The sequence below is a fragment of the Streptomyces sp. NPDC002926 genome (assembly GCF_053591755.1).
The window spans coordinates 412,484-427,024 of record NZ_JBSFUK010000005.1; the positions used below are offsets into that span (position 1 = coordinate 412,484).

The 14,541-nt window shown below is 71.2% G+C and carries 14 protein-coding genes; 4 read left to right on the forward strand and 10 right to left on the reverse strand.

Going from position 1 to position 14,541, the window contains the following annotated elements; genetic code table 11:
- Position 1: 1 nt before the first annotated feature.
- Positions 2-949: a deoxyribose-phosphate aldolase gene (gene deoC, locus ACWDZ6_RS13480; RefSeq protein ID WP_451502974.1), complete on the reverse strand. Its 948-nt coding sequence runs from the start codon at positions 947-949 to the stop codon at positions 2-4.
- 133 nt (positions 950-1,082) lie between these two features.
- On the opposite strand from deoC, the gene ACWDZ6_RS13485 reads away from it, so the two are divergent.
- Entirely contained in the window at positions 1,083-1,718 is a 636-nt protein-coding gene (locus ACWDZ6_RS13485) for a PH domain-containing protein (RefSeq protein WP_451502938.1), read from the forward strand.
- Positions 1,719-1,845: 127 nt separating this feature from the next.
- Here ACWDZ6_RS13485 and ACWDZ6_RS13490 read toward each other — a convergent pair whose 3' ends face one another.
- The 4 genes from ACWDZ6_RS13490 to ACWDZ6_RS13505 form a co-directional block, all read right to left on the reverse strand.
- Positions 1,846-3,042, reverse strand: a complete 1,197-nt coding sequence (locus ACWDZ6_RS13490) for a hypothetical protein (RefSeq protein ID WP_451502939.1) — start codon at positions 3,040-3,042, stop codon at positions 1,846-1,848.
- Between the two features lie 211 nt (positions 3,043-3,253).
- Entirely contained in the window at positions 3,254-4,918 is a 1,665-nt protein-coding gene (locus ACWDZ6_RS13495) for a phospho-sugar mutase (RefSeq protein ID WP_451502940.1), read from the reverse strand.
- A gap of 548 nt (positions 4,919-5,466) precedes the next feature.
- On the reverse strand, positions 5,467-6,297 hold the full coding sequence (locus ACWDZ6_RS13500; protein WP_389174559.1) for a purine-nucleoside phosphorylase: 831 nt from the start codon (positions 6,295-6,297) through the stop codon (positions 5,467-5,469).
- Positions 6,298-6,464: 167 nt separating this feature from the next.
- A complete protein-coding gene (locus tag ACWDZ6_RS13505) occupies positions 6,465-6,902 on the reverse strand; it encodes a gamma-glutamylcyclotransferase (RefSeq protein ID WP_326652168.1) in 438 nt (145 codons plus the stop codon).
- Between the two features lie 202 nt (positions 6,903-7,104).
- Here ACWDZ6_RS13505 and ACWDZ6_RS13510 point away from each other — a divergent pair, with 202 nt between their 5' ends.
- Together ACWDZ6_RS13510 and ACWDZ6_RS13515 are read left to right on the forward strand one after the other, a co-directional pair.
- A complete protein-coding gene (locus tag ACWDZ6_RS13510) occupies positions 7,105-8,544 on the forward strand; it encodes an NAD(P)H-quinone dehydrogenase (RefSeq protein ID WP_326652169.1) in 1,440 nt (479 codons plus the stop codon).
- Positions 8,545-8,699: 155 nt separating this feature from the next.
- Positions 8,700-9,647, forward strand: coding sequence for a DeoR/GlpR family DNA-binding transcription regulator (locus ACWDZ6_RS13515; RefSeq protein WP_451502941.1), 948 nt, complete (start codon positions 8,700-8,702; stop codon positions 9,645-9,647).
- A 148-nt stretch (positions 9,648-9,795) separates the two neighbouring features.
- Here the strand turns inward: ACWDZ6_RS13515 and ACWDZ6_RS13520 are convergent, their stop codons facing one another.
- Positions 9,796-10,434: a TetR/AcrR family transcriptional regulator gene (locus ACWDZ6_RS13520; protein ID WP_451502942.1), complete on the reverse strand. Its 639-nt coding sequence runs from the start codon at positions 10,432-10,434 to the stop codon at positions 9,796-9,798.
- Positions 10,435-10,643: 209 nt separating this feature from the next.
- Complete coding sequence (locus tag ACWDZ6_RS13525) at positions 10,644-12,395, reverse strand: acetyl/propionyl/methylcrotonyl-CoA carboxylase subunit alpha (protein WP_451502943.1); 1,752 nt, start codon at positions 12,393-12,395, stop codon at positions 10,644-10,646.
- 356 nt (positions 12,396-12,751) lie between these two features.
- Here ACWDZ6_RS13525 and ACWDZ6_RS13530 point away from each other — a divergent pair, with 356 nt between their 5' ends.
- Positions 12,752-13,216 (forward strand): hypothetical protein, encoded by a 465-nt coding sequence (locus ACWDZ6_RS13530; RefSeq protein ID WP_451502944.1) that lies wholly within the window; start codon positions 12,752-12,754, stop codon positions 13,214-13,216.
- 68 nt (positions 13,217-13,284) lie between these two features.
- On the opposite strand, the gene ACWDZ6_RS13535 is transcribed toward ACWDZ6_RS13530, so the two are convergent.
- The 3 genes from ACWDZ6_RS13535 to ACWDZ6_RS13545 all read right to left on the reverse strand — a co-directional run bounded on the left by ACWDZ6_RS13535 (position 13,285) and on the right by ACWDZ6_RS13545 (position 14,526).
- Entirely contained in the window at positions 13,285-13,896 is a 612-nt protein-coding gene (locus ACWDZ6_RS13535; RefSeq protein ID WP_451502945.1) for a nucleoside triphosphate pyrophosphatase, read from the reverse strand.
- Positions 13,897-13,916: 20 nt separating this feature from the next.
- A complete protein-coding gene (mmpB, locus tag ACWDZ6_RS13540; protein ID WP_326652175.1) occupies positions 13,917-14,045 on the reverse strand; it encodes a morphogenic membrane protein MmpB in 129 nt (42 codons plus the stop codon).
- A 274-nt stretch (positions 14,046-14,319) separates the two neighbouring features.
- Complete coding sequence (locus ACWDZ6_RS13545) at positions 14,320-14,526, reverse strand: acyl-CoA carboxylase epsilon subunit (RefSeq protein WP_326655366.1); 207 nt, start codon at positions 14,524-14,526, stop codon at positions 14,320-14,322.
- Positions 14,527-14,541 lie beyond the last annotated feature (15 nt).

The following is a 14,541-nucleotide window of genomic DNA, read 5'->3' on the forward strand; positions in this document are numbered from 1 at the left end:
CTCAGTCCACCGTCACGTAGTCGGGGCCGGAGTAGCGGCCGGTCGCCAGCTTCTGACGCTGCATCAGCAGATCGTTGAGCAGGCTCGACGCGCCGAAGCGGAACCAGTGGTTGTCCAGCCAGTCCGCACCGGCGGTCTCGTTGACCAGCACGAGGAACTTGATCGCGTCCTTGCTGGTGCGGATGCCGCCCGCAGGCTTCACGCCCACCTGCACTCCAGTCTGCTCCCGGAAGTCGCGCACGGCCTCCAGCATCAGCAGGGTGTTCGCGGGAGTGGCGTTCACCGCCACCTTGCCGGTCGAGGTCTTGATGAAGTCCGCGCCGGCGATCATGCCGAGCCAGGAGGCGCGGCGGATGTTGTCGTACGTGGAGAGCTCGCCGGTCTCGAAGATGACCTTCAGCCGGGCGGCGCCCGAGGCCTCCTTCACGGCGAGGATCTCCTCGTAGACCTTCAGGTAACGCCCGGAGAGGAAGGCTCCCCGGTCGATCACCATGTCGATCTCGTCGGCTCCGGCGGCGACGGCGTCACGGGTGTCCGCGAGCTTGACGTCGAGCGCGGCGCGGCCGGCCGGGAAGGCGGTGGCGACGGAGGCGACGTTGACGCCGGAGCCCCGCAGGGCCTCCTTGGCGATGGCTGCCATATCGGGATAGACGCAGACCGCGGCGGTCGTCGGGGCCGTGCGGTCGGTGGGATCGGGATGGACGGCCTTGGCGGCGAGCGACCGGACCTTGCCCGGGGTGTCCGCACCCTCGAGCGTCGTCAGGTCGATCATCGAGATGGCCAGATCAATGGCGTACGCCTTGGCCGTCGTCTTGATCGAACGCGTGCCGAGCCCTGCGGCGCGGGCCTCCAGGCCTACGGCGTCGACGCCGGGCAGGCCGTGGAGGAAGCGGCGCAGTGTGCTGTCGGACGCGGTCACGTCAGCGAATGCGGGTGGGGTGGTGGGCATGGTCACCAGACGAGCATATCTACGCGCGTAGCGACATGTACAGGGGGGCAGGTCAGCGCCGCCGGACGGTGACCTCGCGGCGGGCGTGACCCGTGCGGGAGGAGAGGCTGGAGCGTACGGCAGAATCGGAGGCATGAGTAGCCCGCAGCAGCCCTCCGAGCCCACCTACGCCGACCGGGTCTTCCGGTCGCCCACCGGGATCGCGGGCGGTGTGTTGTTGCTCGCACTCATCGTCTGGATCGCCGGGGACGCGCTCGTCCGCGGCGAGGGACGGACGCCGTGGCTCGCGCTCGCCGGGGCGGTGCTGGTCGTACCGCTCATCGTCGCGTTCACGCTGCGGCCCGCGGTCTTCGCCAACGATGACCGGGTGCGGATCAGGAATCCGTTCCGGACGATCACCCTGCCGTGGGCAGCCGTCGCCGATGTGCGGGCCGGGTACTCCAGCGAGGTCCTCACGCAGGAGGGCACGAAGTACCAGCTCTGGGCCATCCCCGTGTCGCTGCGCCAGCGCAAGCGGGTCTCGCGCAGGCAGGTGCAGAACGCGCACGACGACCCGCACAGCCGGACGTCCGTCTCGGCCGACGTCAACGACTCCCAGGCGCGGCTGGCTCCCGCCGACCGGACGGTCGCGGATCTGCGCGCACTGGCCGAGCGCAATGCGTCGCGGCCGGGTGCGCAGGGCGGGCCGCAGGTCCGCTGGGCGTACGAGGTGATCGCGCCGGCCGTGGCCGGCGCCGTGCTGCTCGCGGTGCTGCTGGCCATCGGCTGAGGCGCCTCCTCGGCTCCTGAGTCCCGAGGCGTCGGCCGAGGCCGATGAAGGGCCGGTCCGGCCGGATGACGCCTCGTCGCCGCGCGCGGCGTCCGCGAGGCATCCGGCCCACGTCCGACCGCGACGGTCACGGCGGTCCCTTCCACACCAGCAGCATGTACGACCCCAGCCATGCCGACGACAGCATCGACGCGCCCAGCACCACCGCGACCACCGCCGTCCGCCGCGCCCTGGCCAGTGCCAGCGCGATCGGCAGCAGCAGCGGGAAGCCGGGCAGGAGAAAGCGGGTGCGCGGGAAGTAGACGCCGCCGCTGCCCAGGACGACCAGCAGCAGCACCCCGGTGAAGACGAGCAGCACCAGCGGCTGCCGGTCGGCGAGACAGAGCAGATACAGCCCGACCGACACGAGCAGCATCAACGACACCATCACCAGGAAGAGCTGAGGTCGCGTCATGTACAGCAGGTACTGCCGCAGCCGCAGCAGCGTCGTCGCGCCGCCGTCCCACTCGTTGCGCCACAGCCTCTGTACGGCGAAGTAACCGTCGGGCCGTCCCACCCGCAGCCCCACCCACGCGACGTACGCCAGCCACCCCAGCGGCGCGGTCAGCGCCCCCACGAGCGCCCGCCGGTTCCCGCGGCAGGCCGCCGCCAGCGCGGCCACGGACACGGCCGCCGCGACCGCGATGCCCGTCGGCCTGGTCAGCCCGGCGAGCACGGCCAGCGAAGCCGCCCACAGCCAGCGCCGGGTGAGCACCGCGTACAGCGCCCACGCCGCCAGCGCCGTGAACAACGACTCGGTGTAGCCCATCCACTGGACGATCGCGACGGGCAGCACGCCCCACAGGACGGTGAGCATCGTGCCCGTCCGCCGCCCGTACAACCGGTCGCCCACCGCGAAGACCCCCCACGCGGCGACGAACGAGAACATGACCGCGAGGACGAGTGCGACCGTGGCGCGCGAGCCGGGTGTGACACCGGCGACGGCCTTGATCAGGACCGGATAGAGCGGGAAGAAGGCCAGGTTGTTGGTGTTGAAGCGGGTGCCGAGGGTGTCGGCGTACCCGTGGTCGGCGATGCCCAGGTACCAGCCGGAGTCCCAGGACGTGGCGAGCGTCGGCCAGACACCGTGGTGCCCCAGATGCGCCCACCTGGCGAGGACGAGAAGACCGCACAGCCGCACCGCGAGATAGCCGAGCAGCGCGGGCGCGGCCCGCCGCAGTGCGCGCCGCAGCCGGTCCCGTACGCCGGTCGCGGCACCGCCTCCCGGGGCCGGTGGGCGCCGGGAGGCGGGGACGGTGGGCCGAACGGTCGCGGTGGGGTGCACAGCGGCAGCTCCTGGGACTCGGTATGCGCTACCGGGTCACCCTTTCCCGGACGGTCCCGGGGAGCGGGTGCCACTGCCTCGACTCCGTACGAGATTCACCCGTGCGGACGGTCGTGCGGTTCCTGCGCCCACCGACGTGCGGTTCCTGCGCCCACCGGCGGACGGGCGTACGCGGGCCGGCGGACATTCCCGTACGCACGCCGGCCCGCGGTCAGATACCCGCGGCCGCGGCGAGATCCCGCTTGATCCCGGCGAGGACCTCGGCGGCCCGCTCCCGGGCGGTGGCGAGCGCGGACGCGTCCGCGACCGGCACCACGACCTCCAGGTAGCACTTGAGCTTGGGCTCGGTGCCGCTCGGGCGGACGATGACGCGGGCCTTGAACTCGCCGTCGAGGTAGTAGCGCAGCCCGTCCGTGGGCGGCAGCTTGTCCGTACCGCGGTTCAGGTCCTCGGCGGTGACGACGGGCAGCCCGGCGAGTACGGCCGGCGGCTGCTCGCGCAGCGCCCGCATCGCGTTCGCGATGATGCTCAGGTCCTCGACCCGCACCGACAGCTGGTCGGTGGCGTGCAGCCCGTGCTCGACGGCGAGGTCGTCGAGCAGATCGGTGAGCGTACGGCCCTGCTCCTTCAGCTCCGAGGCCAGCTCGGTGACGAGCAGCGCGGCGGTGATGCCGTCCTTGTCGCGTACGCCGTCGGGGTCGACGCAGTAGCCGAGCGCCTCCTCGTAGCCGTACCGCAGGCCGTCCACGCGGGCGATCCACTTGAAGCCGGTCAGCGTCTCCGCGTACGGCAGACCCGCGGCCTCCGCGATCCGCCCCAGCAGGGACGAGGACACGATCGACTCGGCGAAGGTGCCGTTCCTGTCCTGAGGAGACACCCCCTTGTGGACGAGGTGCGCGGCGAGCAGTGCGCCGACCTCGTCGCCGCGGAGCATGCGCCACCCGCCGGGCGCGGCTTCGTCGGGGACGGCGACGGCGCACCGGTCGGCGTCGGGGTCGTTGGCGACGACGATGTCCGGCTGTGCCCGGCGCGCGGTCTCGAAGGAGAGATCCATCGCCCCCGGCTCCTCGGGATTGGGGAACGCGACGGTCGGGAAGGCCGGGTCGGGCTCGGCCTGCTCCTGTACGAGGGTGGGCGCGGGGAAGCCGGCGCGGTCGAAGGCGGCGGTCAGCACGTCCTTGCCGACGCCGTGCATGGCCGTGTAGACGACGCGGGCGGTACGGGGGGAGCCGGTGGTCAGGACGGCGTCCGTACGCGCCAGATAGGCGTCCAGGACCTCGTCGCCGAGGGTGTCCCAGCCGCTCTCGGCCCGCGGCACGTCATGGAGACTCGCCACGGCCGCGATCTCCTCGGCGATCTCCGCGTCGGCGGGCGGCACGATCTGGGAGCCGTCGCCGAGGTAGACCTTGTAGCCGTTGTCGCGCGGAGGGTTGTGGCTGGCCGTGACCTCGACGCCGGCGGCCGCGCCCAACTGCCTTATGGCGAAGGCGAGTACGGGCGTCGGCAGCGGCCGCGGCAGCACGGCGGCGCGGAGCCCGGCGCCGACCATGACGGCGGCGGTGTCGCGCGCGAAGTCTGCGGACTTGTAGCGGGCGTCGTATCCGATGACGACGAGCCCGTCGCCCTGTCCTCTCGCCTTGAGATACGCGGCGAGTCCGGCGGCGGCCCTGATGACGACGGCCCGGTTCATCCGCATGGGCCCGGCGCCGAGCTCCCCGCGCAGTCCGGCCGTCCCGAACTGCAGCATCCCGCTGAACCGCGCGGCGAGCTCGTCGAGGTCCTTGGTCTCGATGAGCTTCCCGAGTTCGTCCCGGGTCTCACTGTCCGGGTCCTCCGCCAGCCACGCGCTCGCCCGCGCGATGAGGTCCTGCTGCACGGTTGGTCCGCCTCTCGTGTGTCATCCGTCGCCCCGCCCATTATTTCGGAGGGCCGCCCCCGATCCCCTGTGGCGCCCGTGGCGCCGTGGGGCTGTCCTGTACCCGCGATCCACGGCACCGAAGCGGCACGGCTCCCCTGTGCGGGGGCCTCCGGCGCGCTCGGGCCGGCCGGTCCCGGTTCCGGGGGACGCGGACCCCGGAGACCGCTGCGGCGCGAAGCCAACGCGCTGCCGGTGCCGGGGGTGGTGTCCGGCTTGCTGTGCTTGGTGCCTGGGTTGCGTTGCGGCCGCGGCGCGAAGCCGTCGCCTCGCCGGGCGCGGGGTGTGCACCCTCGATCCGTCCGGAGGTACGAGCTCCTGCGCCCGGCCGCCACGCGGTTCCCGTGGCCCCCGCGGTGCCATTCCGCCGCTCGCCGGAACGCCCCGCGTCCTGCCGCGCCATGCCGCTCGCACCCGGCACACGGCGCGAAGCCGCCGCGTGTGCCGGGGTGGAGGGTGTCCCACACCCCTGCACATCAGCGGTGGTCGGCCGGACGGGTCCTCGCCGCTCAGATGCGGTCCAGCACCCGCGTCAGCAGCTCGCCCATCCGCGCCGCCGAGTCGCGGCCCGCCTGCAGTACTTCCTCGTGGTTCAGCGGCTCGCCGGTCAGGCCCGCGGCCAGGTTCGTGACCAGCGAGATGCCGAGCACCTCCGCGCCGGCCTCGCGCGCGGCGATCGCCTCGAGGACCGTCGACATGCCCACCAGGTCGCCGCCGAGCACGCGGACCATGTTGATCTCCGCAGGCGTCTCGTAGTGCGGGCCGGGGAACTGGACGTAGACACCCTCCTCCAGGGAGGCGTCGACCTCCTTGCACAGCGCCCGCAGCCGCGGTGAGTACAGGTCCGTCAGGTCCACGAAGTTCGCGCCGATGATCGGCGACGCCGCCGTCAGATTGATGTGGTCGCTGATCAGCACCGGCTGGCCGGGGCGCATGCCCTCGCGCAGGCCGCCGCAGCCGTTCGTCAGGACGACCGTCTTGCAGCCCGCTGCCACCGCGGTACGCACCCCGTGCGCCACCGCCGCGACCCCGCGGCCCTCGTAGTAGTGGGTCCGGCCGAGGAAGACCAGCGCCCGCTTCTCACCGATCCGGTACGAACGGATCTTGCCGCCGTGGCCCTCGACCGCCGGCGGCGGGAAGCCGGGCAGTTCGGTGACCGGGAATTCGGCCTCGGGCGCGCCGAGCGCATCGGCGGCGGGCGCCCAGCCGGAGCCCATCACCAGGGCTACGTCGTGCGTCTCGGCGCCGGTCAGCTCGCGCAGCCTCGCGGCTGCTGCGTCGGCTGCGGCATGGGGGTCGGCAAGAGCGCCGTTGAGGTCCGGATTCACAGATGCGTTCACGCCGACGAGGGTAGCCGGTCATTCCCTACGCGCGTAGATGATGCAGCCCACGGTCTTCGGATCGTTGTCTTGTCGTTTCCGACAAAGGAACGTGCGAACCGCTGAACGCGACTCGCGACCGGGCAACCGGCGACCTCGACGCGGCAACCGGGCAGGCGCACGCCGTGTCAGCAAGGGCGCTTGCGCAGCTCCATCACATAGTCGTGCGGCGCCCCCGCCGAATCCGCCGCGTCCGCCAGCTCCCCCAGATACCTGGCCGACGGCAGCCCGCCCTCGTACCCGTTCAGCACGTACACCCAGGCCGGCTCCTCGCCGTCCAGCGTGTCGACGCGGATCCGCATCCGCCGGTAGATGTCGAGCCCGACACCCTCCCAGCGGTCCATGGAGTCCTCGTCCATCGGCGCGATGTCGTACAGCGCGACAAAGACCTGCGAGCGCGGCGCCTCCACGATCGTGGCCAGCGCGCCCTCCCAGCCCATCTGCTCGCCGCCGAAGGTCAGCCGCCAGCCATTGAGCCAGCCGGTCCCGCGCAAGGGGGAGTGCGGTGCGCGGCGGGACATCAGCCGCGCGTCGAGGTTGCCGGCGTACGCGGCGTAGAGCGACATGGGATCGAGGGTACGGGAGGGGGCGGAGAGGCTGCCCACCCGGCGGAACCGCACACGGTTGCGGCGGTATGGAGCCCCGGGGGAAGAGCTACTTGAACCGTGCGGGACAATGGGGTACGTACTGCATTCCCCCGGGGCACCCCCCGGACCCCGGTCGGGCGGGCAGGCGGGCCGGGATTGACAATGCGAGGCGGACTTTTTTGTGACCCGGATCGTGATCATCGGTGGCGGACCCGGCGGTTATGAGGCGGCCCTGGTGGGCGCCCAGCTCGGCGCGGAGGTGACCGTCGTCGACTGCGACGGCCTGGGCGGAGCGTCGGTGCTCACCGACTGCGTACCCTCGAAGACCCTGATCGCGACGGCCGAGGTGATGACGACCTTCGACTCCTCCTACGAGGAGCTGGGCATCATCGTGGCCGACGACACGCCGCACATCGAGCAGGCCGCCCGGGTCGTCGGCGTCGACCTCGGCAAGGTCAACCGACGGGTGAAGCGGCTCGCCCTCGCCCAGTCCCACGACATCACGGCCTCCGTCACCCGGGCCGGCGCGCGCGTGCTGCGCGGCCGCGGCCGGCTCTCCGGGCGCCAGGCCATGGACGGCTCCCGCAAGGTGATCGTGCGCGCCGCTGACGGCAGCGAGGAGACGCTCACCGCCGACGCCGTACTGATCGCTACCGGCGGCCACCCGCGCGAGATCCCGGACGCCCTGCCCGACGGAGAGCGCATCCTCAACTGGACGCAGGTGTACGACCTGGACGAGCTCCCCGAGGAGCTCATCGTGGTCGGCTCCGGCGTCACCGGCGCCGAGTTCGCCGGCGCGTACCAGGCGCTCGGATCCCGGGTCACCCTCGTCTCCTCCCGCGACCGCGTGCTCCCGGGCGAGGACCCGGACGCCGCCGCCGTCCTCGAGGACGTCTTCCGCCGCCGCGGCATGAACGTCATGGCCCGCTCCCGCGCCGAGGCCGCCAAGCGCGTCGGCGACCGCGTCGAGGTCACACTCTCCGACGGCCGCGTCATCTCGGGTACGCACTGCCTGATGGCGGTCGGCGCGATCCCGAACTCCGCCGGCATGGGCCTGGAGGAGGCCGGCGTACGGCTCAAGGACTCGGGCCACATCTGGACCGACAAGGTCTCCCGTACCGGCGCTCCCGGCGTGTACGCGGCCGGTGACGTCACCGGCGTCTTCGCCCTCGCCTCGGTCGCGGCCATGCAGGGCCGGATCGCGATGTACCACTTCCTGGGCGACGCGGTGCAGCCGCTGAACCTGAAGACCGTCTCGTCGAACGTCTTCACCGACCCGGAGATCGCGACGGTCGGTTACAGCCAGGCGGACGTGGACGCCGGCAAGATCGACGCACGGGTCGTCAAGCTGCCGCTGCTGCGCAACCCGCGCGCGAAGATGCAGGGCATCCGGGACGGCTTCGTCAAGATCTTCTGCCGTCCGGGTACGGGGATCGTGGTCGGCGGTGTGGTCGTCTCGCCGCGCGCGAGTGAGCTGATCCATCCCATCTCGATCGCGGTCGACAACAATCTGACGGTGGAACAGATCGCAAACGCTTTCACTGTGTACCCCTCTCTGTCGGGGTCGATCGCCGAGGTGGCACGGCAGCTGCACACCCGCAAGGCGACCGGCGAGGCGTGATGCGGGCGTAAATCCGAAGAACCCCGGGCACTCCACGCACCGGCCGATCAACTTCGGCGCCGCCAATACCACTTGGCGGCCAGGTGTGTGCACAACTTCTGTTATTCGGCGCATAGTGCTGAAAACTATCGGCCGGTCAGGTTACTGTCAGTTTCGTGTTCGCTGCAGAACGTCGCCAATTGATCCTCGAAATGGTGCGCGCCAACGGGGCCGTGTCGCTCCGTGAGCTCGCCCGCGTTGTCCAGACCTCCGAAGTGACCGTACGGCGGGACGTGCGGGCACTGGAGGCAGAAGGACTCCTCGACCGCCGGCACGGCGGTGCGGTACTGCCGGGCGGCTTCACGCGGGAGTCCGGCTTTCCGCAGAAATCCCTGTCCGCGACCGCGGAGAAGACGGCCATCGCCGATCTTGCCGCGGGCCTCGTCGAAGAGGGCGAGGCGGTTGTGGTCGGCGCCGGGACGACAACGCAGGAGCTGGCCCGCCGGCTCGCGCGTGTCCCCGGACTGACCGTCGTCACGAATTCCCTGCTGGTCGCTCAGGCGCTGGCGCATGCCAACCGGGTCGAAGTCGTCATGACCGGCGGGACGCTGCGCGGCTCCAACTATGCCCTGGTGGGCAGCGGAGCGGAGCAGTCCCTGCAAGGGCTGCGGGTCTCCCGGGCCTTCCTCTCCGGCAGCGGTCTCACCGCCGAGCGCGGGCTCTCCACGTCCAACATGCTGTCGGCGAGCGTCGACCGGGCGCTGGTGCAGGCCGCGGCAGAGGTGGTGGTCCTCGCGGACCACACCAAACTCGGCACCGACACGATGTTCCAGACGGTGCCGACGGATGTGATCACGCGGCTGGTGACCGACGAGCCGCCGGCGCATGACGACCGTGCGGCAACCGAGCTGCAGGCGCTGGCGGACCAGGGGGTCCAGATCGCGGTGGCCGGCGCCGGCGGTGACGGCCTCCCGACGGGGCGGCAGCCTCGCCGGGACGTCCCGCTTCCGGGCCAGCGGCGTACGCGCGGCGGGCCGCAGTTGCGCAGCGCGGCGGGAGGGTCGCTGGCGGACCCGGCGCCGGGCGAAAGGGCGGCGCGGGTGGCCGACCTCCGCCGCCGCTGATTCCGCGCTGCGGACGTTTCTCGTCCCACCCGGCCGCCGCTCGATCACCCGCCCCTGCGGGGCGCGGGCGCGGTCCGGGGCCCGGGGCTTGCCCCGGTTGTGGGAAGGGGCGGGCAGGGGAGCGGTCCCGCCTCGCCCCCCCGCGGCCTCAGCCGGCGTGGATCTCCGTCTCGGACTTCAGGCCCCGCAGCGTCAGCATCAGCAGGCGGTCCGCCAATTCCGGGTCGTCCGGATCCTGTTCCGCCGCCAGGGCGATCGCGTTGGTCAGTTGCATCAGGTCGCCGATCGATACATCCGCCCGCACCGCACCGCTCTGCTGTGCCCGCACCAGCAGCCGTTCGCCCGCGTCGCGCATCGGCACGCTGCACCCGGACAGCGCCGAACTCTCGTCGTGCGAGGCCGACATCAGCGCCCGCGCCAGACCGCGGTACTCACCCGCATGAGTGATGATGGCGCGCAGCCACTCCACCAGAGCTCCACAGGGCTGCTCGGCCGAAGCCAGCTCGCGCGAGCGCTGCAGCAGCGACGCCAGCGCCTCCTGGAAGACCGCGTTCATCATGGCGTTGCGGTTGGGGAAGTGCCGGTAGAGCGTGCCGATGCCCACGCCCGAGCGGCGAGCGATCTCCTCGAGCGAGGCATCGGTGCCGTGCTCCGCGAAGGCGGTACGGGCTTCGGCCAGCAGCCGTTCGTAATTGCGGCGCGCGTCGGCTCGCATGGGGCGCGGCGAGCCCGCCGTCGTACCGGCCGTACCCGTCGCACCGGCCGTGCCCGCCGTACTTGTCGCCATCGCGCCGTCCTCCCTGAGTCCGCCCCCGGTGTCCAGGATGCCATCGCATAATCGGAGTGACCCTCCGATATTGCCGCCGCCTGGAAGCACTTCCGCCGTGCCCGAAGCCGGGACCGGCACCAGCAGTCCGCCGACCGCGCCCGAACACACGTGTGGGGCCTGCCCGCTGAAAGCCGGGCAGGCCCCACACATACACATACGACCGGACGTCAGTCCTTGATTTCGCAGATCACCGCGCCGGACGTCAGCGAGGCGCCGACCTCGGCCGAGAGGCCCTTGATGGTGCCGGAGCGGTGCGCGTTCAGCGGCTGCTCCATCTTCATCGCCTCGAGTACGACGACCAGGTCGCCCTCCGTGACCTCCTGGCCCTCCTCGACCGCGACCTTGACGATCGTGCCCTGCATCGGGGAGGCGAGAGTGTCGCCGGAGGCCGCCGGGCCCGACTTCTTCGCGGCGCGCCGCTTGGGCTTGGCACCGGCGGCCAGACCGGTCCTGGCCAGCGTCATGCCCAGCGAGGACGGCAGCGAGACCTCGAGACGCTTGCCGCCGACCTCGACGACGATCGTCTCGCGACCGGCCTCGTCCTCCTCCGCTTCCGCGGGCACAGAGAAGGGCTTGATCTCGTTGACGAACTCCGTCTCGATCCACCGGGTGTGCACCGTGAACGGGTCCGAGGTGAACGCCGGGTCGGAGACGACCGCGCGGTGGAAGGGGATGGCCGTGGCCATGCCCTCGACGTTGAACTCCGCCAGCGCACGCGCGGCGCGCTGCAGCGCCTGCTGACGTGTGGCGCCGGTGATGATCAGTTTGGCCAGCAGCGAGTCCCAGGCAGGGCCGATGACGCTGCCGGACTCGACACCCGCGTCCAGACGGACACCGGGGCCGGCCGGCGGCGCGAAGGCCGTGACCGTACCGGGAGCGGGGAGGAAGCCCCGTCCCGGGTCCTCGCCGTTGATGCGGAACTCGAAGGAGTGACCGCGCACGGCCGGGTCGCCGTAGCCGAGTTCCTCGCCGTCCGCGATCCGGAACATCTCGCGGACCAGGTCGATACCGGTGACCTCTTCGGTGACCGGGTGCTCCACCTGCAGACGAGTGTTGACCTCGAGGAAGGAGATGGTGCCGTCGGTGCCGACGAGGAACTCGACGGTGCCGGCGCCGACGTAACCGGCCTCCTTGAGGATGGCCTTGGACGCGGCGTACAGCTCCGCGTTCTGCTCCTCCGTCAGGAACGGCGCCGGAGCCTCCTCCACCAGCTTCTGGTGGCGGCGCTGCAGCGAGCAGTCACGCGTCGACACGACGACGACATTGCCATGGCTGTCGGCCAGGCACTGGGTCTCGACGTGCCGCGGCTTGTCGAGGTACCGCTCGACGAAGCACTCGCCGCGGCCGAAGGCGGCGACGGCCTCGCGCACCGCCGAGTCGTACAGCTCCGGCACCTCTTCGAGAGTGCGGGCGACCTTCAGACCACGCCCGCCACCGCCGAACGCGGCCTTGATCGCGATCGGCAGCCCGTGCTCCTCGGCGAAGGTGACGACCTCGTCGGCACCGCTCACCGGATCCGGCGTACCGGCGACCAGCGGAGCGCCGGCGCGCTGCGCGATATGACGGGCGGCGACCTTGTCACCCAGATCGCGGATCGCCTGCGGCGGCGGTCCGATCCAGGTCAGACCGGCGTCGAGCACGGCCTGGGCGAATTCGGCGTTCTCCGAAAGGAAGCCGTATCCGGGATGGACGGCGTCCGCCCCCGCATCCTTCGCGGCCTGCAGCACCTTGGCCATGTCCAGATAACTGGCGGCCGGGGTGTCACCGCCCAGGGCGAACGCTTCGTCGGCCGCGCGGACATGCAGAGCGTCCCGGTCCGGATCGGCGTAGACGGCTACGCTCGCGATCCCGGCGTCCCGACAGGCGCGGGCAACGCGGACAGCGATTTCGCCACGGTTGGCGATGAGCACCTTGCGCACGATGGCTCCCTCCTTGGAACAAGCTGAGTTTAGGGACTACCGACACGGCCTTACGACCCGTCCCCAATGGTGAGCTTGCCCACACGGAGCGTGATTCGAGGCTCGCGCAAGTCGCGAAATCCCTTGTCGCACCACGGTACGACGGGTTCCTCCCTCGCACAGTAGCCCTGTGGTGTGGCACAGGTCTCTGTTCGAGCGGTCAGTCCCGTATGGCGTTTCTTTGTCGAGTCCCTACGAATGGGCGAACGATTCTTTGCTGTCGGACTCAGCGTGCCGGGCCCCTTGTCCCACGGTTTACCCGTTAGTAGCGTTCGCGATGTCGTACGTACTTCCGGTAACTGAGGGTTGGGGGCGCCGTGGCGCGCAGACCGGTGGCCATTGTGGCCGCGATTGTTCTGCTGGTGGAGGCCGTCGGCATCGTGCTGATCAACGGCATCCTTGCCACCTTCGTCCACCGGCAGGACATGTCGCTCGCCGACCTGGACCCGGCTGCGATGGTCACCGGGACCTGGGTGATGGGCGGCGTCTTCGGCCTGTTTCTGGCGGCATGCGGTGTGGTCCTGCTGATTACCGGCCTGCGGGACCGGGCCCCGGGGCGCTTCGGCCGGATCCTGCTGATCAGCTGCGCGATCGTGCACGGAGTGCTGGGCGCCCTGACGGTGGGCCTGGTCGGCTGGGACGCGTTCGCGTTCATGATGGTCGTGCTGGGGCTGATCGTGCTGACGCTGGTGGCGTACGGGAGGCGGGAGCGGGGTCCGGTGGAGGGCGCCCCGGCGGCCACGAACGGGGCGGCGCCCACGAACGGCGCGGCGCCGGCCTGAGGGCGACGACTTCGCTCCCCAGGCCGCACATGTGAGTCGGCGTCACCCGTGAGCGCGGAAGTGACCTGTCATGTCCACAGGTCGGTGATGGAGTGGCCGAGCTCGCTCAGCAGCTTCCGCAGCAGCGGCAGCGAGAGGCCGATGACATTGCCGTGGTCGCCGTCGATGCCTTCGATGAAGGGTGCCGAGCGGCCGTCCAGGGTGAAGGCGCCCGCCACCTGGAGCGGTTCGCCGCTGGCGACGTAGCTGGCGATCTCGGCGTCGGACGGGCGGCCGAAGCGCACGATCGTGGATGCCGTCCCCGAGGCGTAGTGGCCGGTGGCGGTGTCGTAGACGCAGTGCCCGGTCTGCAGGGTGCCCACGCGCCCGCGCATCGACTTCCAGCGGGTGATGGCCTCCTCCGCGTCGGTGGGCTTGCCGAACGCGTGGCCGTCGAGTTCGAGTACGGAGTCGCAGCCGATGACGAGCGCGCTGCTCCTGATCACATCGGCACGGGCCGCCACGACGGATGCCTTGGCCTCCGCGAGTGCCAGCGCGAGCTCGGCCGGGGTGGGCGCGGATACGGCGTCCTCGTCGACACCGCTGACGATCACCTCGGGGGCGAGTCCGGCCTGACGCAGCAGATTGAGGCGGGCGGGCGAGGCGGAGGCGAGGACGAGACGGCGACGCTGATCGGTCATGGGGCCATCGTAGGCGGCGATCAGTGGAGACCGACGACGAACATCGCAAGCACCATGGCCAGTGCCAGCACGAAGCCCACGCGACGCATCATGGCCTGCATCTCGCGCAGTTCTTCGGGGGGTTCGTTCTCCGGGTCGGACCACAGCATGCAATCGATCCTGCTGCCGGGGCCCGGACGGCGCCTGAGTACACGTACTCAACCGCCGGGGTGACAACGGGCTAATTCCGGGTGTCGCCCCCCTGTAAACGGGTCTGCTGTCCCATTAGATCGCCTCGGCCTGGTGCGGTCCTCCGGGGTTCGGCGCATGGGGTACCGGCGGACGGCGGCCGAGGCGGCTCGGGTGCGGTCACAGGACCCGAGCCCCGCAAGCATGTCCCGCCCGATGGGGCGCGGGTCCGGGGCGGAGCCCCGGATGCCCGGCCTACACCGGCCAGTACGTGCGCGCCCAGGCGCGCGGTCCCGGCTGCGGCCTCCGGCTCCGCCCGATGCGCGCCGGGTCCGACCACTGCTCCGGCAGTAGCGGTTCCCCGTCCGCGACGGAGGCCGTCGCCGCGGCGCGCGCCTGAACCACCGCCAGTGCGGCGGCCAGCTCCTCCGGGGTCGGGTTTCCTCGTACGACCTTGATCATCGTCAAGTCCCTTCC